Here is a 21,478-nt window from a genome sequence, read left to right on the forward strand (position 1 = left end):
CTGTAATGCGGTGCAGGCGTGGTGATCAGCCCAGCTCCTGCACCTTGCGCCCCGCCAGCGCGCTCTTGATCGAGCGGTCCATGCGGCGGGCAGCGAATTCGTCGGTGCCGTGCGACAGCTTTTCCACCGCGGCGTGGATGGCGTGGTGGTCGTCGCCGGTGGCGATCTCGCGCACCGTGGCCATCAGCGCTTCCACCGCAGTGCGCTCCTCGGCGGACAACAGGTCGCCATCGGTTTCCAGCGCGCGCTGCGTGGCCTCGACCAGCCGGTCGGCTTCCACGCGCTCTTCGGCCAGCGCGCGGCTCTTCATGTCGTGCTCGGCCTCGCGGAAGCTGTCCTGCAGCATGCGCGCGATATCGTCGTCGGCCAGGCCGTACGACGGCTTGACCGTGACCGAGGCTTCCACGCCCGAATGGGTCTCGCGCGCGGTCACGGACAGCAGGCCGTCGGCGTCGACCTGGTAGGTCACGCGGATGCGCGCCGCGCCCGCCACCATCGGCGGGATGCCGCGCAGCTCGAAGCGCGCCAGCGAGCGGCAGTCGCTGGCCAGCTCGCGCTCGCCCTGCAGCACGTGGATCGCCATCGCGGTCTGGCCGTCCTTGAAGGTGGTGAATTCCTGCGCGCGCGCCACCGGGATGGTGCTGTTGCGCGGGATGATCTTCTCGACCAGGCCGCCCATGGTCTCGACGCCCAGCGACAGCGGGATCACGTCGAGCAGCAGCCAGTCTTCGCCAGGGGCATGGTTGCCGGCCAGCAGGTTGGCCTGCATCGCGGCGCCCAGCGCCACCACGCGGTCCGGGTCCAGGTTGGTCAGCGGGGTCTGGCCGAAGTAGTCGCCCACGGCCTTGCGGATCGATGGCATGCGCGTGGCGCCGCCCACCAGCACCACGCCCTTGACGTCATCGGGGGTCACACCGGCGTCGCGCAGCGCCTTGCGCACCGGCGCCAGCGTTTTCTGCACCAGGTGTGCGGTGATCTGTTCAAAGGTTTCGTCGGTCAGAGCCAGGTGAACGATCTCGCCGGAATCGAGCACGGCATCGATCACGGTACTGTCCGCTTCCGACAGCGCTTCCTTGGCCGCGCGCGCGCGCACCATCAGCAGGCGCATGTCCTGCGCCGACAGCGGCTGCAGGCCGGCCTGCTCGACGATCCAGCACAGCACGCGCTGGTCGAAATCGTCGCCGCCGAGCGCCGAGTCGCCGCCCGTGGCCATCACTTCGAACACGCCCTGCGTCAGCTTGAGCACCGAGATATCGAAGGTACCGCCGCCCAGGTCGTAGACCGCGTAAATGCCTTCCGACGCATTGTCCAGCCCGTAGGCAATAGCCGCCGCGGTCGGTTCGTTCAGCAGGCGCAGCACTTCCAGGCCGGCCAGGCGCGCGGCGTCCTTGGTCGCCTGGCGCTGGGCCTCGTCGAAGTACGCCGGCACGGTGATGACCGCGCCGACCAGGTCGTCGCCGAGCGTGTCCTCGGCGCGCTGGCGCAGCGTGGCGAGGATCTCGGCCGAGATCTCGACCGGGCTCTTCACGCCGGCCGCGGTCTTGATCTGCAACATGCCGGGCGCGTCGACGAAGTCGTATGGGCTGTGCTCGATATTGGCGATGTCGCGCAGGCCGCGGCCCATGAAGCGCTTGACCGAGACGATGGTGTTCTTGGGGTCGCGCACCGCTTCATCCTGGGCCCGGTAGCCGATATGCGTGGTGCGGTCCGGCAGGTAGCGCACGACCGACGGCAGCAGCGCGCGGCCGCGTTCGTCGCCCAGCACTTCGGGAATGCTGCTGCGTACCGCGGCCACCAGCGAGTTGGTGGTGCCGAGGTCGATGCCGACGGCCAGGCGGCGTTGGTGGGGCGCCGGCGACATGCCGGGTTCGGAAATCTGGAGCAGTGCCATGGTAATTCTTCGCTGTCTTGTGCGGCAGGGGAAGCCGCCATGCGGGCGGATCTCGCGCCGGGCGCCATTTTGTCACGGGCCCGGCAAACGTGCCGGTCAGTCTTCCAGCCGGTCGATGGCCTCGCTGGTATCGTGTTCGATCTTCTCGATAAACATCAGTTGCCGCACCGCGCCGCCGGCCGCCTCGTTGTCGCCGGAATCCAGCAGCGCGCCCAGTGTTTCGTGGCGCTCGCGCTTTTCCTGGCGCAACTCGCGCAGCAGCGCATCGAGCCGGTCCACTGCGCGCTCTTCCACCGCTTCCTGCAGCGCTTCGCGCCATTCCATCTGCTGCATCAGGAAGGCCGGCGTCATGACCGTGTTGTTCTCGGCCTGCACATCGACGCCGCGCAGCTTCAGCAGGTAGGTCGCGCGCCGCAACGGCTGCCGCAGCGTACGGTAGGCTTCATTGGCATGCGCGGCCCACTGCATGGCCACGCGACGCTCGGCGTCGCCCGCCTTGGCAAAGCGGTCCGGATGTGCCTGCGACTGCACGGTGCGGTATGCCGCATCCAGCGCGGCCTCGTCGACACCGTACTGCGCCGGCAGGCCGAACAGCGCAAAAAAATCGTCTTTCAACTGCTTCCCCAAGAAAAAGGAGCGGCCGCGCCGCCCCTTTGTCCATTGCCGCCACGGTGCCGCTCAGGCGGGCTTGCGTGCCCACTCGGCCGGCGGTTCGTTGCGGTCGCACTTCAGGCAGTTCACCCGCATGCCGATCATGCCGGCGCGGCCCTGCTCGCTTTGCGTCCATGGCCGCGACTGCCACGGCGGGTCGTGCCGCATATGCTGGCCGTGCCCGCATTCGAGTTCGGCCACCCAGTGGCCTTCCTCGTCCCGGCGGAACCCGACGATGCTGCGCTCCACCGGGGCTTGCTTGCGCTGGCTTGCTCAGACCGTGAAAGACTCGCCGCAGCCGCACTCGTCCTTGACGTTGGGGTTGTTGAAGCGGAAACCTTCGTTCAACCCTTCACGTGCGTAGTCGAGTTCGGTGCCGTCGATATACGGCAGGCTCTTGGCGTCGACGATGACCTTGATGCCGTGCGATTCGAACACCGCGTCTTCCGGCAGCAGCTCGTCCACGTATTCCAGCTTGTAGGCCAGGCCCGAGCAGCCGGTGGTCTTCACGCCCAGGCGCAGGCCCACGCCCTTGCCGCGGCGTTCCAGGTAGCGGGCCACATGCTTGGCCGCCTTCTCGGTCATGGTGATCATCGTTGCGTCTTCCTTCGTCGATGCCGTGGTCAGTGCGACAGAATCAGGCAGCCTTCTGCTCGGCGCCGTGCTTCTTCTTGTAGTCTTCGACGGCGGCCTTGATCGCGTCTTCGGCCAGGATCGAGCAGTGGATCTTCACCGGCGGCAGCGCCAGTTCTTCGGCGATCTGGGTGTTCTTGATCTCCAGCGCCTGATCCACGGTCTTGCCCTTGACCCACTCGGTCACGAGCGAGGACGAGGCAATGGCCGAGCCGCAGCCGTAGGTCTTGAACTTGGCGTCTTCGATCACGCCAGCCTCGTTGACCTTGATCTGCAGCTTCATCACGTCGCCGCAGGCCGGCGCGCCGACCATGCCGGTGCCGACCGCATCGTCGTTCTTGTCGAACGAACCGACGTTGCGGGGGTTTTCATAGTGGTCGAGAACCTTGGTGCTGTATGACATTTTGCTTACCTCTTGCGTATCTTTGCGGGGGTATTGCTTTTTGATCTGTGGCGGGCGCGTCAGTGCGCGGCCCACTGGATCGAATTCAGGTCGACGCCGTCCTTGAACATCTCCCACAGCGGCGACAGGTCGCGCAGCTTGCCGATCTTGCTCTTGAGCAGTTCGATGGTGTAGTCGATTTCCTGCTCGGTGGTGAAGCGGCCCACCGTGAAGCGGATCGAGCTGTGGGCCAGTTCATCGTTGCGGCCCAGCGCGCGCAGCACATACGACGGCTCCAGCGAGGCCGAGGTGCAGGCCGAACCCGACGACACCGCCACGTCCTTGATCGCCATGATCAGCGATTCGCCCTCGACGAAGTTGAAGCTGACATTCAGGTTGTGCGGCACGCGTTGTTCCAGGTCGCCGTTCAGGTAGACCTCTTCCATGTCCGACAGGCCGTTCCACAGGCGGTCGCGCAGCATGCGGATGCGTTCGTTTTCGGTCGCCATCTCTTCGCGGGCGATGCGGAAGGCTTCGCCCATGCCGACGATCTGGTGTGTGGCCAGCGTGCCCGAGCGCATGCCGCGCTCATGGCCGCCGCCGTGCATCTGCGCCTCGATGCGCACGCGCGGCTTGCGGCGCACGTACAACGCGCCGATGCCCTTGGGGCCGTAGGTCTTGTGGGCCGAGAATGACATCAGGTCGCACTTCAGCTTGTTCAGGTCGATCGCCACCTTGCCGGTCGCCTGCGCGGCGTCGCAGTGGAAGATGATGCCCTTCTCGCGGCAGATCTCGCCGATCTGCTCGACGTCCTGGATCACGCCGATCTCGTTGTTGACCAGCATCACCGAGACCAGGATCGTGTCCGGGCGCAGTGCCTGCTTGAACACTTCCATGTCGAGCAGGCCGTTTTCCTTCACGTCCAGGTAGGTCACTTCAAAGCCCTGGCGCTCCAACTCGCGCGTGGTGTCGAGCACGGCCTTGTGCTCGGTCTTCAGGGTGATGAGATGCTTGCCCTTGCCCGAATAGAAGTTCGCGGCACCCTTGATCGCCAGGTTGTTCGATTCGGTCGCGCCCGACGTCCACACGATCTCGCGCGGGTCGGCGCCGACCAGTGCGGCCACCTGCTCACGCGCTTCTTCCACCGCGCGCTCTGCTTCCCAGCCGTACGCATGGCTGCGCGAGGCGGGGTTGCCGAACTGCTCGCGCAGGTACGGAATCATCTTGTCCGCCACGCGCGGGTCCACCGGCGTGGTGGCCGAGTAATCCATGTAGATGGGGAAATGTGGGGTGCTCATCGTTATGACTGCCTTGTTAGGGACCGCTGATCGCTGTTTTGCTGTCGTTGCCTGGGCACGCTCAGGACTGCGCCAGGCTGAAAACTGAATTCACCATTCTGGCCCGGACCGGCTTTTCCTGCTTGTCGGCCTTGCCGCGCGCAGCGGTCGCGACCGGCTGCGCGGCGTCTTCGCGCATGTCGTGCAGCACGGCAGGCTGGCGCTCGCGCTGCTGGTCCACCAGGTTCTTGAGGGAAACGGAGTCGAGGTACTCGACCATCTTCTGGTTCAGCGTGGCCCACAGTTCGTGGGTCATGCAGCGCCCGGAGCCGTCATCTCCGTTACAATTGCCCTTGCCGCCGCATTGGGTGGCATCCAGGGGCTCGTCCACGGCGATGATGATGTCCGCCACGGTGACGTCTTCGGCCTTGCGCGCCAGACTGTAGCCGCCGCCCGGGCCGCGCACGCTTTCAACGATCTCGTGCCGGCGCAGCTTGCCAAACAGCTGCTCCAGATAGGACAACGAGATCTTTTGCCGCTGGCTGATGCCGGCGAGCGTGACCGGTCCCTGGTCCTGGCGCATGGCCAGGTCGATCATCGCAGTGACCGCGAAGCGGCCTTTGGTGGTCAGTCTCATGGTGCAGGGCTCTGGGGGTGATGCCAATACTTGATCGTTTCCGTCAAGTATAAAGGTACCCGACTAATTCAGTCAACTACCCTGCCGCACCGCACCACGTCCCCATCACGCTTCGCGCCCGCCTGCGGCCGTCTCCGGGCCTGCCACGCGCGGCGGCATCACCAGCGACAGCGGGTGCGTCAGGATGCGCCGCCGCACGGCCGCGCTCAGTTCGGCGCGGTCCACGCGCCGCAGGTTGCGTGACCGCAGCGCCATATTGAACGCCAGCGCGAAGCTCACCGCCACGTTCAGCATCCCCATCAGCGCAATGCCCGCCACCGCCAGCCACAGCGACGGCATGCGCAGCGCATCCATCCCCAGCACGCCGATGGCCGCGCCGACCGAGCCGGTCGACAGCGTCACATGACGCACTTCCATATGCGGCCCGAAGAAGCTCAGGATTTCCGGCCCCAACCCCAGCAGCAAGCCCAGCGACACATTGGCGACAATGCCCGACAGGTTACGCTTCCAGAAATCCGCCAGCCGGGTGGCGCCGCGTGCACCCAGCACGTAGCGCAGGCGCCGGTTGTAGGCCATCACGTCATGCACGCGGTGCAGCGCGAACCAGTTGTCGGCCCAGCCCGCAATCAGGCTGGACAGCCACAGCAGCACGCCGGTGAAGGCGGCGTAGAGCGGTGTCGGGCCCAGGATCGAGAACGATTCGATGGTGGCAATCGCCTTGGCCGGCGTGATCAGGTTGGCGCTCAGCAGCTTGTGCGCCAGCCACTGGATCCCCAGCGCCACCGGGAACACCACCGCCAGGTTGCCGACAATCGCCGCCGCGTTGGAACGGATCATGGCGATGGTGTCGTCGACGAATATCTCGCGCCCTTCCGGCCGCCCTGCCCCGTCCAGCCGGTGCGCCAGCGCGGGGCCGGTCATGGCCGGCTGCTTGGTCGCCAGCGTGAAGTGCGCAAAGTGGATGGCCAGGAAGCTGCCGGCGTAGTTGAGCGAGGCCAGCAACCCCTCACTGAACTTGTCCAGGTGCAGGCCGTAGATCAGGAACTTCAGGTACACCGTGGCGACCGAGACCAGGCCGCCGCCGGCTGCGGCGCGCACCAGTTCGGCGTATTCCTTGCGGTCGCGCGTGATGTAGTGCTCGCCGGTCTCGGCCGAGCGCTCCACCACCTTGCGCGCCAGCTGCGCGAACGAGGTGCCGGCCAGGTGCGAGATGCTGCGCCGGGCCTGGGTCGATCGGATCAGTTCCGCCACCAGGTGCGCATGCATGCCGGGCCGGTGGGGCTCGACCCAGGCCGCCAGCAGCAGCTCGATGCGGCTGAGCTGCACCTTCATGCGCTCGATCTGGAACACCACCTCGATCGATACGCCGTTTTCTTCCAGGTCTTCATACACATGGCGGATCGCGGCATGGCAGCCGTCCAGCAGCGCGCGGAAATAGTTCAGGCGATGGCCGAAGCTGTTGTCGTCATGGCGCAGGCCCTCTTCACGCAAGGCCTGGACGGCCTCGTCCAGGCGGAAGAACGGCGTCTCGTCCACGCGCCCGGCCAGGCGCGAACGGATCGCCTGGCTCAGGCCGGTGGCGCGCACCTGGCTGACCAGCACCGCGATGCTGGTGGCCAGCGTCTGGCCCAGCGCATCGCGATAGTGCGCCATGCCCGCCGCTTCGCCCTTGGTGCTGCCGGCCTGCAGCACGCGCGCCAGCCGGGCCAGCAGCTCATCGTCGACGGCCTCGACCCACTCCGCGTCTTTATCACCGACGAACACCAGCGCAAACAGCCCCGCCATGTCGCTGCGGTTGGGCGGCGGCGGCAGGAAGCGGTTCTGCAGCCGGCCCACCATCTCGCTGACGAAGCCCGGGTGCAGGGCCACGCCGGTATCGCAGAACAGTCCGGTCGGGTCGTTCTCGCGCACCAGGCTGCGCACGGTCAGGGCAAAACGTTCGGCCCAGTCGGGATGCCGCTCCAGCACCTGCAGCAGGTAGCGCAGCCGCACATGCTCGGGGTGGCTGCGGTCCGTGCCGGGTTCCTGGCTGCCGGCATCGGCGCCCAGCCCGCCATCGCGGCGGATCCAGAAGCCCAGCTCGATCAGCCAGCCGTTGCGCTCGGCCAGCGGGGCCTCAGGATCGGCCGCGGCCAGGATGGCGTCGAGCTGCAGGCTGGCATTGCGCGATTCGCGCCATTTGCGGAACAGTTTGCGAAGCATGGATTCTCGTGGGATCGGGCCGCCGGCCGCGGCGCTCGTGGCGTCGCGGCGCGGGCCGCAGAAAAGGCGACGGGGCGGGTGCCCGGATCAGCCGGCGTTGCCTTGCAGGCGCTGGCGCAGCTCGGCCACCAGGCCCTCGCAGGCATCTTCGATGTAGTCGAGCACGCGCTCGAAGCCATCGCCTTCGCCGTAGTACGGGTCCGGCACCTCGTCGGCGTCGTGGCGGGTGGCGAAGCTCATCAGCAGGCGCAGCTTTTCGCCGGCATCGGGGCGCAGCCGCGCCAGGCCGGCCAGGTTCTCGCGGTCCATCGCCAGGATCAGGTCGAAGCGATCGAAGTCCGGCAGCCCGACCTTGCGCGCGCGCAGCGCGGACAGGTCATAGCCGCGCTGCAGCGCGTGGCGCTGGGTGCGGGGATCGGGCGCGCGGCCGAGGTGGTATTCATGCGTGCCCGCCGAATCCAGCTCCACCAGCGCGTCCAGCCCGGCCTCCGCCAGCTTGGCGCGCAGCACGCCCTCCGCCGTCGGGGAACGGCAGATGTTTCCCATGCAACACATCAGGATGGCGTATGTCTTCATCGGATCACAACTTGGCGGGAGTGGAATGGCAGGCGCACCGGCCCTCGGCAGGGCCGCCGGCCGGACAGCCCGCAATTCTACCCGCAGCCCTTCAGGCCAGTTGCTTGGCCAGCCGCTCGCCGTGCGCAAACCCGGCCACTTCCGCGGCTTCGCGCGATTTATAGTGCTCGGTGATGCGCGAGGTCTCGGTCAGCGTGCCAGCGGCGCGGATATTGGTGCCGGGGCGGCAGACGCGCACGGTGTAGGACCATTCGCTCTGTGAGCGCTGCCTGACCTGGACCTGCACTTCGTGGGTTTCATAGACCTTCTTCTTCCATTCACCGATTTCGGTCATTGTGGTTCTCCACGGAAAATGGGGGTGCCTGGCTAGTTGACCTCGCCGGCGTCGATCGCCCGCATGGCGCCGGCCTCCGCCAGCGCGATGGCCCCTTCGGGCGTGGGCGCATCGCCCGCAATCGCCTCGAAGCTGGGGCCGGAAGGCTCGCCGAAGGCATCGGCGATGCGCATCTGCGCCGCAAACCCGCCGGCGGCATTCGGGACCGCGCTGACCACGACCGCGTAGCCGCCGTATTCAAACTGGCGTTCCATCGTAGCTCCTTGTCGTTCGCCATCAAGGCAGCTTGGCCGCCACCACCTCCAGCTTCTGGATCGGCGGCGTCCCCATGAACAGCTCCGGCGCCCTGGCCATCAGCGCCGCGGCAACCTTGCCGCCGAGGTGCGCCTCGCGCGCTGACTCATCGGGGAAGGCATCAAAGATGCCGAACATCGACGGGCCCAGCCGCAGCGCGAACCAGGCCGTGGTGCCGGCCTCCTGCTCCACCAGCGCGAGCCCGTCGCGCAGGAACTGCTCAACCTCCTGCTCCTTGCCCGGCCTGGCCTCCAGCGGTACCCACAGCCCAAGTTTTACCATGATGCGCCTCCCGGATCAGGTGTGACGCATTTCACTATAGGCCAGCCGGAGCCGGCACCACGCGTATCAGGCGGGCGGCAGCGCGCCATCTCCGCTGGCGCCGAACACCTGTGCCTTGAGCTTGGCCAGCTGGTCGCGCACCTGCGCCGCCTGCTCGAATTCCAGGTTGCGGGCATGGTCAAGCATAAGCTTCTCCAGGCGCTTGATTTCCTTGGAGACCTGCTTCTCGCTCATGTCCTCGTAGCGGGCCTGCTCCTGCGCCGCCAGCAGCTCGGCCTTGGCATCGCTGACGCTGTAGACGCCGTCGATGATGTCCTTGATGCGCTTGACCACACCGCGCGGCGTGATGCCGTTGGCCTCGTTGAAGGCGATCTGCTTGGCGCGGCGGCGCTCGGTCTCGCCAATGGCCTTCTTCATCGACTCGGTCATGCGGTCCGCGTACAGGATGGCGGTACCGTTGACGTTGCGCGCGGCGCGGCCGATGGTCTGGATCAGCGAGCGCTCGGCGCGCAGGAAGCCTTCCTTGTCCGCATCGAGGATTGCCACCAGCGACACCTCGGGAATATCCAGGCCCTCGCGCAGCAGGTTGATGCCCACCAGCACGTCGAAGGTGCCCAGGCGCAGGTCGCGGATGATCTCCACGCGCTCGACGGTGTCGATGTCCGAGTGCAGGTAGCGCACCTTGACCCCGTTCTCGGACAGGAACTCAGTCAGCTGCTCGGCCATGCGCTTGGTCAGCGTGGTCACCAGCACGCGTTCGCCGGCCTCGACGCGGGCGTGGATCTCGGACACCAGGTCGTCCACCTGCGTGGTCGCCGGGCGCACCAGGATGATGGGATCGACCAGCCCGGTCGGACGCACCACCTGCTCCACCACCTGCCCGGCATTCTCCTGCTCGAACTGCGCCGGCGTGGCCGAGACAAACATCACCTGGCGCATCTTGCGCTCGAATTCGTCGAACTTCAGCGGCCGGTTGTCCAGCGCCGACGGGAGCCGGAAGCCGTACTCCACCAGCGTGGTCTTGCGCGCGCGGTCGCCGTTGTACATGCCGTTGAGCTGGCCGATCAGCACGTGCGACTCGTCCAGGAACATCAGCGCATCCGGCGGCAGGTAGTCGACCAGCGTCGGCGGCGGATCGCCGGGGCGTGCACCGGACAGGTGCCGCGAATAGTTCTCGATGCCCTTGCAGAAGCCCAGCTCGGACAGCATTTCCAGGTCGAAGCGGGTGCGCTGCTCCAGCCGCTGCGCCTCCACCAGCCGGTTTTCCTTGTGGAAGAACTCGAGGCGCTCGCGCAGCTCCGACTTGATCGCCTCGATCGCGCGCAGCACGGTCTCGCGTGGGGTCACATAGTGGCTCGACGGGTAGACCGTGAAGCGCGGGATCTTCTGGCGCACGCGGCCCGTGAGCGGGTCGAAGAAATGCAGCGACTCGACTTCGTCATCGAACATCTCCAGCCGCACCGCCATCTCGGCATGCTCGGCCGGGAAGATATCGATGGTGTCGCCACGCACGCGGAAGGTGCCGCGCTGGAAGTCGGTCTCGTTGCGGGTGTACTGCATCGCGATCAGGCGCGCGATCACGTCGCGCTGGCTGATCTTGTCGCCGGCCCGCAAGGTGAGAATCATCTGGTGGTATTCGGTCGGGTTGCCGATACCATAGATCGCCGAGACGGTTGCCACGATGATGGTGTCGCGGCGCTCCAGCAGGCTCTTGGTCGCAGACAGCCGCATCTGCTCGATATGCTCGTTGATCGACGAGTCCTTCTCGATAAACAGGTCGCGCTGCGGGACGTAGGCCTCGGGCTGGTAGTAGTCGTAGTAGCTGACGAAGTACTCGACGGCGTTGCGCGGGAAGAATTCACGGAATTCCGCATAGAGCTGCGCCGCCAGCGTCTTGTTCGGGGCAAACACGATGGCCGGCCGCCCCATGCGGGCAATCACGTTGGCCATGGTGAAGGTCTTGCCCGAGCCCGTGACGCCCAGCAGCGTCTGGAACGACAGGCCGTCGTCCACGCCCTCCACCAGCTGCCGGATGGCCTCCGGCTGGTCGCCGGCGGGCGGGAACGGCTGGTACAGCTGGAACGGGGAGCCGGGAAATGTGACGAATTTGTCTTCGTCCAGGGCCGGCGCGGCTTCGGCAAGGTTCGACATAAGGGGCGTGGTGGCTGGAGAGGTAGCGGTACGAGTAAGGAAAGAAATAACGAAAGAAGGCGCGGCGAGATTAGGGAAAAACCTCAGGAAAACGGGCGGATACGCTAGAATCTTGGGGTTGACAGCCCCCGCTTCAAGCCACTTCCCGCCGGAAGGGAACGGGGCCTGCCAGCCGCCAGCGCAGTCCGAAGCATTCTACGCCTTCCCGTTTTCATTCATTGCCGACCACGAGATTCCAAATGAGTTTGTTTTCTGCCGTCGAGATGGCCCCGCGCGACCCGATCCTGGGCCTCAACGAAGCCTTCAATGCCGATACCCGCCCGACCAAGGTCAACCTGGGCGTTGGCGTGTACTTCACCGACGAAGGGAAAATCCCCCTGCTGCGCGCCGTCCAGGAGGCAGAAAAGGCCCGTCTGACCACCGCCACCCCGCGTGGCTACCTGCCGATCGAAGGTATCGCCGCCTATGACCAGGCCGTGCAGACGCTGCTGTTCGGCAAGGAATCGCCGCTGATCACCGAAGGCCGCGTAGTGACGGCACAGGCACTCGGCGGCACCGGCGCGCTGAAGATCGGCGCCGACTTCCTGAAGCGCCTGTACCCGGACGCCAAGGTCGCCATCAGCGACCCGAGCTGGGAAAACCACCGCGCACTGTTCGAATCCGCCGGCTTCCCGGTGGTCAACTATGCCTACTACGACGCCCCCAGCCACGGCCTGAACTTTGCCGGCATGGTGGAATCGCTCAAGTCGTTCCCGGCCAACACCATCGTCGTGCTGCACGCCTGCTGCCACAACCCGACCGGCGTGGACCTGTCGCCCGAGCAGTGGAAGCAGGTGGTGGAACTGGTCAAGGAACGCAACCTGATCCCGTTCCTGGACATGGCCTACCAGGGCTTTGCCGACGGCATCGATCCGGACGGCGCCGCCGTGCGCCTGTTCGCGGACTCCGGCCTGCCCTTCTTCGTGTCGAGCTCGTTCTCGAAGAGCTTCTCGCTGTACGGCGAGCGCGTGGGCGCGCTGTCGATCGTCACCACCAGCAAGGAAGAAGCGCAGCGCGTGATGTCGCAGGTCAAGCGCGTGATCCGCACCAACTATTCCAATCCGCCGACGCACGGCGGCACCGTGGTCGCCAGCGTGCTGAACAGCCCGGAACTGCGCGCCATGTGGGAAGAAGAACTGGCCGAGATGCGCGACCGCATCAAGCTGATGCGCCATGCGCTGGTGGACAAGCTGGCCGCCAAGGGCGTGCCGGGCGACTTCTCCTTCGTCAAGGCACAGCGCGGCATGTTCTCGTACTCGGGCCTGACCTCGGCCCAGGTGGATCGCCTGCGCAATGAGCACGGCATCTACGCCGTCGGCACCGGCCGCATCTGCGTGGCCGCGCTGAACAGCCGCAACATCGACGCCGTCGTCGATGCAATCGCAGCTGTGATGTAAAAGCCCTTTGAAATCGCCACACCGCAACAAGTGGCGACTGGCGCAAGCGTCACAAAGCAATGCACAAAAAGCGGCTTCGGCCGCTTTTTGCATTTGTTTGCAATTTTTCAGCCAAATGTCATCCAGAAATCAGCCTTTTACCTTATTGTTTTCCGCAGCAATGGATGTACTTTAAGGTATATGCTGCAGAGCAAGATCGTTAGCACGGTCGTTCGGTTAAGGGCATAATCGGCGCCACGATCCACGGTGTATTGTCAGTACATTAGTACCTGGTAGTACGTACCTCATAGCTAGACCCCAGGCAGAAAAGGCATGCTCTACCAATTGCATGAGTTCCAGCGTTCGATCCTGCACCCGCTGACCGCGTGGGCCCAGGCGACGGCCAAGACCTTCACCAACCCCCTCAGCCCGCTCTCGCTGGTTCCCGGCGCACCCCGCCTGGCTGCCGGCTATGAACTGCTGTACCGGCTCGGCAAGGAATACGAAAAACCGGCATTCGACATCAAGTCGGTGCGCTCCAACGGGCGCGACATCCCCATCGTCGAGCAGACCGTGCTCGAGAAGCCCTTCTGCAAGCTGGTGCGCTTCAAGCGCTATGCCGACGACCCGGATACCATCAAGCTGCTCAAGGATGAGCCGGTGGTGCTGGTGGCCGCGCCGCTGTCGGGCCACCATGCCACGCTGCTGCGCGACACGGTGCGCACGCTGCTGCAGGACCACAAGGTCTATGTGACCGACTGGATCGACGCACGCATGGTGCCGGTGGAGGATGGCACGTTCCGCCTGTCCGACTACATCTACTACATCCAGGAATTCATCCGCCACATCGGCGCCGAGAACCTGCATGTGATCTCGGTGTGCCAGCCCACGGTACCGGTGCTGGCCGCGATCTCGCTGATGGCCTCGGCCGGCGAGAAGACGCCGCGCACCATGACGATGATGGGCGGCCCGATCGACGCCCGCAAGAGCCCCACCGCGGTCAACTCGCTGGCGACCAACAAGTCGTTCGAGTGGTTCGAGAACAACGTCATCTACACCGTGCCGGCCAACTACCCCGGCCACGGGCGCCGCGTCTACCCGGGCTTTTTGCAGCATGCCGGTTTCGTGGCGATGAACCCGGACCGGCACCTTTCCTCGCACTATGACTTCTACCTGAGCCTGGTCGAGGGCGATGCGGACGACGCCGACGCCCACGTGCGCTTCTACGACGAATACAACGCGGTGCTCGACATGGCCGCCGAGTATTACCTCGACACCATCCGCGAGGTGTTCCAGGAGTTCCGCCTGGCCAACGGCACCTGGGCCATCGACGGCAATCCGGTGCGGCCGCAGGACATCAAGAGCACCGCGCTGATGACCGTCGAGGGCGAGTTGGACGACATCTCCGGCGCGGGCCAGACCGCCGCGGCGCACGACCTGTGCGCCGGCATCCCGAAAGCCCGCAAGCAGCATCTGAATGCGGAACACTGCGGCCACTACGGCATCTTCTCGGGCCGGCGCTGGCGCGAGGAGATCTACCCGCAGCTGCGCGACTTTATCCGCAAGTACCACCAGGCCTCGGCCACCAAGTAAAAAAACGCCCGCGATCGCGGGCGTTTCTTCTTGCGGGGCCGGGCCGGGAGGTTCAGTGCTTCTTCAGGTAGCTGAGCAGCATTTCCGAGTGCAGCTCGGCAAAGCGCTCATGCTCCTGCTGCGAGGCCACGTCGCGGCCGATCACGGCACTGATGGTGTAGCGGTTGGACAGCACGTAGTAGCCCAGCGCGGAAATCGTCAGGTAGAACTGCGGCACGTCGATATTGTCGCGGAACACGCCTTGTTCCTGCCCGCGCCGGATCACGTCGGCCAGCACATCCACCACCGGGTTGATCAGCTGCTGCAGCTGCGCCGACTTCTTCAGGTGCCGGGCCTCGTGCAGGTTCTCGCTGTTGACCAGGCGGATGAACTCCGGATGCTCGTAATACCAGTCCCAGACGAAGCGCGCCAGCGTGCGCACGCCCTGGACCGGGTCTTCGTCAACGAGGTGCAACTGCTCCTCGTCAGCGCGGAAATTGGCGTATTGCTTCTCGAGCACCGCCAGGAAGAGGCCTTCCTTGCTGCCGTAGTAGTAGTACAGCATGCGTTCGTTAGTCTCCGCACGCCGGGCAATCTGGTCGACGCGGGCGCCGGCCAGACCCCCCTTGGCGAATTCCTCGGTGGCCGCAGCGAGGATGCGTCGGCGCGTCCCTTCCGGGTCGCGTTTGGTCTTGGGCTCAGTTGACATGGGGTGGCTGGTCGATCGTTGCGCGGATTATGGCATAGGCCGGAATGCGGCAATCCGGCGGTGCGCGCATCATCGCCGTTTCTGCCCGCCGGCGAAATCGGGGATAATCCTTGCGGCGCGATGGCTCGCAGGGGTTCACAGAGATCCCGGTGCCGCAGGGTCGCTGGCCTATTGTCCGCCGCAGGGTTCGGCTGTTATGTCGCCAAACCCTCACAGTGCCCCGCAAATTTCGTGTCTTGACCGTTCTGATCCGGCCTTGGTCCCTGTTTTGTCCCCTGATTTCCTGCCCGTAGTCGTGAATCCCGCCGTCAAGTCCCTCGCCGACCGCATCGAAGCGCTGCTGCCCCAGACCCAGTGCACCAAATGCGGCTTCAACGGCTGCCGCCCCTACGCTGAAGCCATGGCCAACGGCGAAGCCGCCTGCAACCGCTGCCCGCCCGGCGGCGCGGAAGGCATCGTGCGCCTGGCCGCGGTGCTGGGCACCGAACCGCTGCCGCTGGACCCGGAACGCGGCAGCGAACAGCCGCGCGCGGTGGCCCGCATCGACGAGAGCCTTTGCATCGGCTGCACGCTTTGCATCCAGGCCTGCCCGGTCGATGCGATTGCCGGCGCCGCCAAGCAGATGCATACGGTGATCCCTGACTGGTGCACCGGCTGCGACCTGTGCGTGGCGCCCTGCCCGGTCGACTGCATCGACATGGTCCCGGTCACCGGCGAACGCACCGGCTGGGCCGCGTGGTCGCAGGCGCAGGCCGATGCCGCGCACGCGCGCTACCTGGCGCGCAATGCGCGGCTGGTGCGCGAGCGCGAGGAAAACGACGCGCGCCTGGCCGCCAAGGCCGCCGCCAAGCTGGCCGCGGTGCAGGCCGAAGCGCCGGAGAACGATGCCGAGCGCGCCGCGCAGGAACGCAAGCGCGCCATCATCCAGGCCGCGATCGAACGCGCCCGGCAGAAGCAGCAGGCCGCGCAACCGCGCAACACGGAAAATGTCTCGGCTGCGGTGCAGGCCCAGATCGACGCCGCCGAAGCACGGCGCGCGCGCGCAGGGCTTACCAGGCCTGGATCCGACCAGAACGCCAATACCGACCCAGAAGAAAAATGAACGCCGCCAAGTGCCGTGCCATCTTTGAGACGCTGCGCGAAACCAACCCTGCCCCGGCCACCGAACTGGAATACAGCTCGCCGTTCGAGCTGCTGATCGCCGTGCTGCTGTCGGCGCAGGCGACCGACGTCGGCGTCAACAAGGCCACGCGGCGGCTGTTCCCGGTGGCGCATACCCCGCGGCAGATGCTGGACCTGGGCGAAGCCGGCCTCAGCGAGTACATCAAAACCATCGGGCTGTACAAGACCAAGGCGAAGCACGTGATCGAAACCTGCCGCATCCTGGTCGAGCGCCACGGCGGCAAGGTCCCGCCCGAGCGCGAAGCGCTGGAGGCACTGCCGGGCGTGGGCCGCAAGACCGCCAACGTGGTGCTCAACACCGCGTTCGGCGAGCCCACCATCGCGGTGGACACGCACATCTTCCGGGTAGCGAACCGCACCGGGCTGGCGCCGGGCAAGACTGTGCAGATCGTCGAGCAAAAGCTACTCAAGTGCGTGCCGCATGAGTTCCTGCACGATGCCCACCACTGGCTGATCCTGCACGGCCGCTACGTCTGCAAGGCGCGCAAGCCCGAGTGCTGGCACTGCGTGATCGAGCCGCTATGCGAGTTCAGGGAAAAGACGCCGGCGCCGCAGTTGTGACCCGAGGCTAGTCCGGCTCGTGCGCCAACACCAAGGCCAGCTGTAGCGCCGTGCGCGCGACCACCTCCACATCGGGCGCGTAGCCGTGTGTGATCCAGCGCAGGGCGATGTGGACCACCCCGCCCGCCACCCCCGCCGTCAGCAACGGATCCAGCTTGCGTCCCGGCGGCAGCAGCGCTTGCGCCAGCAGCCCGCCGAATTCATCCAGCGACTCCGCCAACGCCCCGTCGACCAGCTTGCTGACGCCGCGGATTTCCACCAGGAACACCCGCGCTGAACGCGGCTCGCGCTGCAGCGCCCCGAAATAGGCGCGCAGCATGGCCAGCGCGCGTTGCTGGCCATCGCCTCCGCCCCCCTCGCCCGCCAGGGCGAGGGTGTGCAGCAAGCGGTGGGTCACTGTTTGAAACGATGCCAGCAGCAAGGCCTCGCTGTTGGCGAACGACTCATAGAAATACCGTTCGGTCAGGCCCGCGGCCTCGCACACGGCCTTGACGGTGGCGTTCTGGTAGCCGCGCTCGCCGTAGACCTGCACGGCCGCGGCAATCAGCTGCACACGGCGCTGGGCACGTCGTTCTTCGGCTTCGGCGCCGCGGTAGCGGCGCGCGGGGGTGAGCTCGGTCGTCATGTGCGCCATTATGACATTCCCTATTGTCAGATTACTTGCCGGATCGCTTCTGACAATCTATGTTGTCAGAAGTGCCACTCGTCCGGATCCGCCATGACCGCCCCAAGTTCCGATGACGCAGTCCTCGATGTCCTGATCGTAGGCGCCGGCCTGTCCGGCATTGGCGCCGCGCGCCAGCTGCAAATGCGCTGCCCCGGCAAGCGCTACGCCATCCTGGAGGCGCGCGAGGCCATGGGCGGTACCTGGGACCTGTTCCGCTACCCCGGCATCCGCTCGGATTCGGACATGTACACGCTGGGCTACCGCTTCAAGCCCTGGCGCGGCGCCAAGGCCATCGCCGACGGGCCGTCGATTCGCGCCTATATCCGCGAAACCGCCGAAGAGGCCGGCATCACGTCACATATCCGCTTTGGCCATCGGGTCGTCAGCGCGGCATGGGACAGCGCCGCAGCCTGCTGGACGGTCGAAGCCAAACGCACGGCGGACCACAGCCGGCTGCGCCTGCGCGCACGCTTGCTCTATGTGTGCGCGGGCTATTACAGCTATGCCGAGGGCCACCGGCCCGAATTTGCAGGCGAAGAACAATTCCGCGGCAGCATGGTGCATCCGCAGTTCTGGGACGAATCGCTCGACTACGCCGGCAAGCGCGTGGTGGTGATCGGCAGCGGCGCCACGGCGGTCACGCTGGTGCCGGCCATGGCGAAGAGCGCCGCGCACGTGACGATGCTGCAGCGCTCTCCCACCTATATCGTGACGCGCCCCGGCGAGGACGCCATCGCCCACAAGCTGCGCCGCATCCTGCCGGAGCGGCTGGCCTACGCCGCCACGCGCTGGAAGAACGTGCTGCTGGGCATGATGTTCTTCCAGCTGGCGCGGCGCCGGCCGGATCGCGTCAGGCAGCGCCTGATCGGCATGGCGGCAGCGCAACTGACGCCAGGCTATGACGTCGGCACCCACTTCACGCCCCGCTACAGGCCGTGGGACCAGCGCCTGTGCCTGGTGCCCGACGGCGACCTGTTCCGCGCGATCCGCGACGGGCACGCATCGGTGGTGACCGACACCATCGACCGGTTTACCGAAGACGGCATCGTGCTGGCCAGCGGCAAGACGCTGGCCGCGGATGTCGTGGTGGTGGCCACCGGCCTGAAGCTGAACATGCTGGGCGACATTGCGCTCACTGTAGACGGCCAGCCGCGCCGCCCCGCCGAATGCCTGGCCTACAAGGGGATGATGCTGAGCGATGTGCCCAACCTGGTGCTGGCCTTCGGGTACACCAATGCCTCGTGGACGCTCAAGGCCGACCTCACAGCCGAGTACGTCTGCCGCCTGCTGCGTCATATGGATCGCCACGCCCACCGCATTGCCGTGCCGCGCGCCCCCGCTGACGTTGAGCCGACCCCGTTCCTGGATTTCACCTCCGGCTACGTGCAGCGTGCCGCCACCGTGCTGCCCCGGCAAGGGCATCGCAAGCCATGGCGCGTGCACCAGAACTACCTGAAGGACCTGCTGACGATTCGGCACGGGCGCGTCGCAGACGGCGTGTTGCAGTTCGATGTCCCGCCTCCCTCTCCCCTGGCACACCGGGCGCACCGGGACAGCCAGGACACCACGAACAAAAACACGGTGCCGGCCGTTGCCGCCAGCGAGGTGCAATCATGACCATCGTCCTGACCGTCTTCGCGGTGCTGATCGGGCTGATCCTGGTGCTGGGCGCGTCGCTGTATCTGTACACGTGGCGCACCGCCCGGCGCATCGAAGCCGCCATGCCGCCGCCCGGCCGCTTTGTCGAGGTGCCCGGCGCGCGGCTGCATGTGGTGGAGCGCGGCCAGGGCCCGGCGGTGCTGCTGGTGCATGGCTTGTCTGGCCAGCTTGAGAATTTTAGCTACGGCATGATCGGGCCGCTTGCCGAGCACTTCCGCGTGATCGCCGTCGACCGCCCCGGCGCGGGCCACTCCACACGCACGCCGGGCAGCGCCGCGGACCTGCCGGCGCAGGCCGCGGCGCTCGCCGCGCTGTGCGACAAGCTTGGCCTGGAGCGTCCGCTGGTGGTGGGCCATTCGCTGGGCGGTGCCATTGCGCTGGCGCTGGCCATCCACCACCCCGATCGCGTGGGCGGGCTGGCACTGATCGCGCCGCTCACGCACCCGCCCAAGGCGATCTCGCCGGTGTTCCAGGCCATGACCGTGCACAGCGCGTGGCTGCGCCGGCTGATGGCATGGACGCTGGTGGTGCCGATGTCGATACGGCGGCGCGAAGCCGTGATGGACATCGTATTCGGCCCGGACCCGGTGCCGGACGACTTCCCGACGCGCGGAGGCGGCCTGCTGGCGCTGCGGCCCTGCCACTTCCTGGCCGCGTCCGAAGACCTGATCGGTGCCGCGCATAGCCTGCCGGCGCTGCTGCACCGCTATGGCACGCTGCGCGTGCCGGTCAGTATCCTCTACGGCCGCGAAGACCGCATCCTGGACTTTGCCGAGCATGGCGAAGCGCTTGTCGCCAAGGTCCCCGGCGCCACGCTGACATTGGTCAGCGGCGGGCATATGCTGCCGGTGACCGCCGTCGATACCAGCGTCGATTTCGTCCGCGACACCGCCGCCCGGCTGCATGTACCCGCGCCGGCCCAGGCGCAAGTCGCCTGATCCACGGAGCCCCGCCCATGGCCACCACCACCGGTTCCAACCCCTACAAGCAGGATGTCTTCACCGCGTTCCAGGCCGTTCGCAAGCTGATGGCGAATGGCAACGACACGGAGCAGGTGTTCCGCATCATGCGCGCACTCAACGGGCCGTCCATGCCCCGCAACTTCAGCCGCCTGCTGAGCACACCGGACGGGCGGCGCATGGTCTACCAGCGCGTCGAGCTGGCGGAGCGCCTGTCCGATCCCGCCTACGTGGCCAGGTTCGCACCGGGCACGGTGGGCGCGGCCTATCGCGCCTTCCTGGAACAGACCGGCTACAGCGCTGACGGGCTGGCCAAGGTCTCGAACCTGGACCAGGAGCCCGTGGTCGAGGACGCCTACATGTGGTTCGGCCGGCGTACCCGCGACATCCACGACATCTGGCATGTGCTTACCGGCTACCGGGCCGATGAGAGCCTTGGCGAAGCCGCACTGGTGGCATTCAGCTATGCCCAGACCGGCGGCAAGGGCTGGGCCTTCATCGCCATCGCGGCGTCGCTGAAGAGCCTGCGCGTGAGCGGCAGCCTGGCCTTTGCGCGGGCCGTGCTGGAGGGCTACCGGCTGGGCCGCCGCGCCCAATGGCTGTTGGGCGAGGACTACGAGAGGCTGCTGCATGAACCCATCGACGCGGCCCGCGCGCGGCTTGGCATTGCCGAACCCCAGCGCTACCTGGCCTGCAATCCCGTGCAGGAGTGGACGGCCTGAAGCCGCCGCCGCGCGCCAGACAAAAAAAAGCGACCACGGCGGGTCGCTTTTTTGTCTGGCACCGTTGGTGCGCAGCGCGTTCAGACGATGCGGCAGGCTTCGTCGAACGACAGGCGCGGGCCGCGCGGGAACAGCTTGTCGGCCTCACCGTAGCCCAGGTTGCACAGGAAGTTGACCTGCCACTTGCCGTCAGGGAAGAAGGCCGCGTTGACCTTGTCGGCATCGAAGCCGCCCATCGGGCCGCAGTCCAGGCCCAGCGCGCGCGCCGCCAGGATGAAGTAGCCGCCTTGCAGCGAGCTGTTCATCAGCGCGTCGCGGGCGATCTTCTCGGCGTTGCCGGCGTACCAGGAACGGGCGTCGGCATGCGGAAACAGCTTGGGCAGCTGGTCGTGGAAGGCGGTGTCGAAGGCGATGATGGCCGTCACCGGCGCCGAACGGGTCTTGTCGACGTTGCCGGCCGACACGCAGTCCACCAGGCGCGCCTTCTCGGCAGCGCTCTTGACAAACACGATGCGCGCCGGGCTGCTGTTGGCAGCGGTCGGGCCGAACTTCATCGCTTCATAGATCTGGTGCAGCACGGCGTCGTCCACGTGGCGGTCCTGCCACACGTTGTGCGTGCGGGCTTCGGTGAACAGCTGCGCCAGCGCGGCGTTGTCGATCTGGGACATGCGCTTCTTTCCTGTACGAGATTTAAGAGAAGGCGCGATTGTACCCAACGCCTT

23 protein-coding genes are annotated in these 21,478 nt (G+C 66.4%); 7 read left to right on the forward strand and 16 right to left on the reverse strand.

Annotation, left to right across the window (positions count from 1 at the left end):
* Positions 1–25: 25 nt before the first annotated feature.
* From hscA to uvrB, 13 genes are all read right to left on the reverse strand, one after another.
* The gene (gene hscA, locus AC1Q7H_RS18460; RefSeq protein WP_013956119.1) at positions 26–1,891 is read right to left on the reverse strand and encodes a Fe-S protein assembly chaperone HscA; all 1,866 of its coding nucleotides are present in this window, start codon (positions 1,889–1,891) and stop codon (positions 26–28) included.
* A 96-nt stretch (positions 1,892–1,987) separates the two neighbouring features.
* Entirely contained in the window at positions 1,988–2,506 is a 519-nt protein-coding gene (hscB, locus tag AC1Q7H_RS18465; protein ID WP_153955632.1) for a Fe-S protein assembly co-chaperone HscB, read from the reverse strand.
* Positions 2,507–2,569: 63 nt separating this feature from the next.
* Positions 2,570–2,791 (reverse strand): DUF3565 domain-containing protein, encoded by a 222-nt coding sequence (locus tag AC1Q7H_RS18470; protein ID WP_010809023.1) that lies wholly within the window; start codon positions 2,789–2,791, stop codon positions 2,570–2,572.
* A 24-nt stretch (positions 2,792–2,815) separates the two neighbouring features.
* A complete protein-coding gene (iscA, locus tag AC1Q7H_RS18475) occupies positions 2,816–3,136 on the reverse strand; it encodes an iron-sulfur cluster assembly protein IscA (protein ID WP_010809024.1) in 321 nt (106 codons plus the stop codon).
* Between the two features lie 43 nt (positions 3,137–3,179).
* On the reverse strand, positions 3,180–3,578 hold the full coding sequence (iscU, locus tag AC1Q7H_RS18480; RefSeq protein WP_010809025.1) for a Fe-S cluster assembly scaffold IscU: 399 nt from the start codon (positions 3,576–3,578) through the stop codon (positions 3,180–3,182).
* 59 nt (positions 3,579–3,637) lie between these two features.
* Entirely contained in the window at positions 3,638–4,861 is a 1,224-nt protein-coding gene (locus AC1Q7H_RS18485) for an IscS subfamily cysteine desulfurase (protein ID WP_269148715.1), read from the reverse strand.
* A gap of 55 nt (positions 4,862–4,916) precedes the next feature.
* On the reverse strand, positions 4,917–5,471 hold the full coding sequence (gene iscR, locus AC1Q7H_RS18490; RefSeq protein WP_013956116.1) for a Fe-S cluster assembly transcriptional regulator IscR: 555 nt from the start codon (positions 5,469–5,471) through the stop codon (positions 4,917–4,919).
* Positions 5,472–5,576: 105 nt separating this feature from the next.
* Entirely contained in the window at positions 5,577–7,673 is a 2,097-nt protein-coding gene (locus AC1Q7H_RS18495) for a site-specific recombinase (protein ID WP_492381537.1), read from the reverse strand.
* 87 nt (positions 7,674–7,760) lie between these two features.
* Positions 7,761–8,249 carry a low molecular weight protein-tyrosine-phosphatase gene (locus AC1Q7H_RS18500; protein WP_013956114.1) on the reverse strand — a complete coding sequence of 163 codons (489 nt, stop codon included), beginning with the start codon at positions 8,247–8,249 and terminating at the stop codon, positions 7,761–7,763.
* Between the two features lie 91 nt (positions 8,250–8,340).
* Complete coding sequence (locus tag AC1Q7H_RS18505; protein ID WP_013956113.1) at positions 8,341–8,583, reverse strand: hypothetical protein; 243 nt, start codon at positions 8,581–8,583, stop codon at positions 8,341–8,343.
* A 32-nt stretch (positions 8,584–8,615) separates the two neighbouring features.
* Entirely contained in the window at positions 8,616–8,837 is a 222-nt protein-coding gene (locus AC1Q7H_RS18510; RefSeq protein WP_013956112.1) for a hypothetical protein, read from the reverse strand.
* Positions 8,838–8,859: 22 nt separating this feature from the next.
* Positions 8,860–9,159 carry a putative quinol monooxygenase gene (locus tag AC1Q7H_RS18515; protein ID WP_013956111.1) on the reverse strand — a complete coding sequence of 100 codons (300 nt, stop codon included), beginning with the start codon at positions 9,157–9,159 and terminating at the stop codon, positions 8,860–8,862.
* A 66-nt stretch (positions 9,160–9,225) separates the two neighbouring features.
* The gene (gene uvrB, locus AC1Q7H_RS18520; RefSeq protein WP_013956110.1) at positions 9,226–11,310 is read right to left on the reverse strand and encodes an excinuclease ABC subunit UvrB; all 2,085 of its coding nucleotides are present in this window, start codon (positions 11,308–11,310) and stop codon (positions 9,226–9,228) included.
* A 239-nt stretch (positions 11,311–11,549) separates the two neighbouring features.
* On the opposite strand from uvrB, the gene AC1Q7H_RS18525 reads away from it, so the two are divergent.
* Together AC1Q7H_RS18525 and AC1Q7H_RS18530 are read left to right on the forward strand one after the other, a co-directional pair.
* Positions 11,550–12,746, forward strand: a complete 1,197-nt coding sequence (locus AC1Q7H_RS18525) for an amino acid aminotransferase (RefSeq protein ID WP_114134620.1) — start codon at positions 11,550–11,552, stop codon at positions 12,744–12,746.
* 312 nt (positions 12,747–13,058) lie between these two features.
* Entirely contained in the window at positions 13,059–14,318 is a 1,260-nt protein-coding gene (locus AC1Q7H_RS18530) for a polyhydroxyalkanoate depolymerase (protein WP_153955630.1), read from the forward strand.
* A 52-nt stretch (positions 14,319–14,370) separates the two neighbouring features.
* Here the strand turns inward: AC1Q7H_RS18530 and AC1Q7H_RS18535 are convergent, their stop codons facing one another.
* Positions 14,371–15,006 carry a TetR/AcrR family transcriptional regulator gene (locus AC1Q7H_RS18535; protein ID WP_013956107.1) on the reverse strand — a complete coding sequence of 212 codons (636 nt, stop codon included), beginning with the start codon at positions 15,004–15,006 and terminating at the stop codon, positions 14,371–14,373.
* Positions 15,007–15,301: 295 nt separating this feature from the next.
* Here AC1Q7H_RS18535 and rsxB point away from each other — a divergent pair, with 295 nt between their 5' ends.
* Both rsxB and nth read left to right on the forward strand, forming a co-directional pair.
* Positions 15,302–16,108, forward strand: coding sequence for an electron transport complex subunit RsxB (rsxB, locus tag AC1Q7H_RS18540; RefSeq protein WP_211982129.1), 807 nt, complete (start codon positions 15,302–15,304; stop codon positions 16,106–16,108).
* The gene (nth, locus tag AC1Q7H_RS18545; protein ID WP_011614905.1) at positions 16,105–16,749 is read left to right on the forward strand and encodes an endonuclease III; all 645 of its coding nucleotides are present in this window, start codon (positions 16,105–16,107) and stop codon (positions 16,747–16,749) included. Before rsxB ends, nth begins: the two co-directional genes overlap by 4 nt.
* 7 nt (positions 16,750–16,756) lie before the next feature.
* On the opposite strand, the gene AC1Q7H_RS18550 is transcribed toward nth, so the two are convergent.
* Positions 16,757–17,383 (reverse strand): TetR/AcrR family transcriptional regulator, encoded by a 627-nt coding sequence (locus tag AC1Q7H_RS18550; protein WP_153955629.1) that lies wholly within the window; start codon positions 17,381–17,383, stop codon positions 16,757–16,759.
* 84 nt (positions 17,384–17,467) lie between these two features.
* On the opposite strand from AC1Q7H_RS18550, the gene AC1Q7H_RS18555 reads away from it, so the two are divergent.
* The 3 genes from AC1Q7H_RS18555 to AC1Q7H_RS18565 are packed head-to-tail and all read left to right on the forward strand — an operon-like array spanning position 17,468 to position 20,756.
* A complete protein-coding gene (locus tag AC1Q7H_RS18555) occupies positions 17,468–19,033 on the forward strand; it encodes a flavin-containing monooxygenase (RefSeq protein ID WP_153955628.1) in 1,566 nt (521 codons plus the stop codon).
* Complete coding sequence (locus AC1Q7H_RS18560; protein WP_492381538.1) at positions 19,030–20,013, forward strand: alpha/beta fold hydrolase; 984 nt, start codon at positions 19,030–19,032, stop codon at positions 20,011–20,013. The genes AC1Q7H_RS18555 and AC1Q7H_RS18560 overlap by 4 nt, the downstream gene beginning before the upstream one ends.
* 17 nt (positions 20,014–20,030) lie before the next feature.
* Positions 20,031–20,756: a Coq4 family protein gene (locus AC1Q7H_RS18565; RefSeq protein WP_153955626.1), complete on the forward strand. Its 726-nt coding sequence runs from the start codon at positions 20,031–20,033 to the stop codon at positions 20,754–20,756.
* A gap of 80 nt (positions 20,757–20,836) precedes the next feature.
* Here the strand turns inward: AC1Q7H_RS18565 and AC1Q7H_RS18570 are convergent, their stop codons facing one another.
* A complete protein-coding gene (locus tag AC1Q7H_RS18570) occupies positions 20,837–21,424 on the reverse strand; it encodes a malonic semialdehyde reductase (RefSeq protein ID WP_013956100.1) in 588 nt (195 codons plus the stop codon).
* Positions 21,425–21,478: the final 54 nt, after the last annotated feature.

The sequence above is a fragment of the Cupriavidus sp. GW823-FHT06D04 genome, assembly GCF_058795055.1.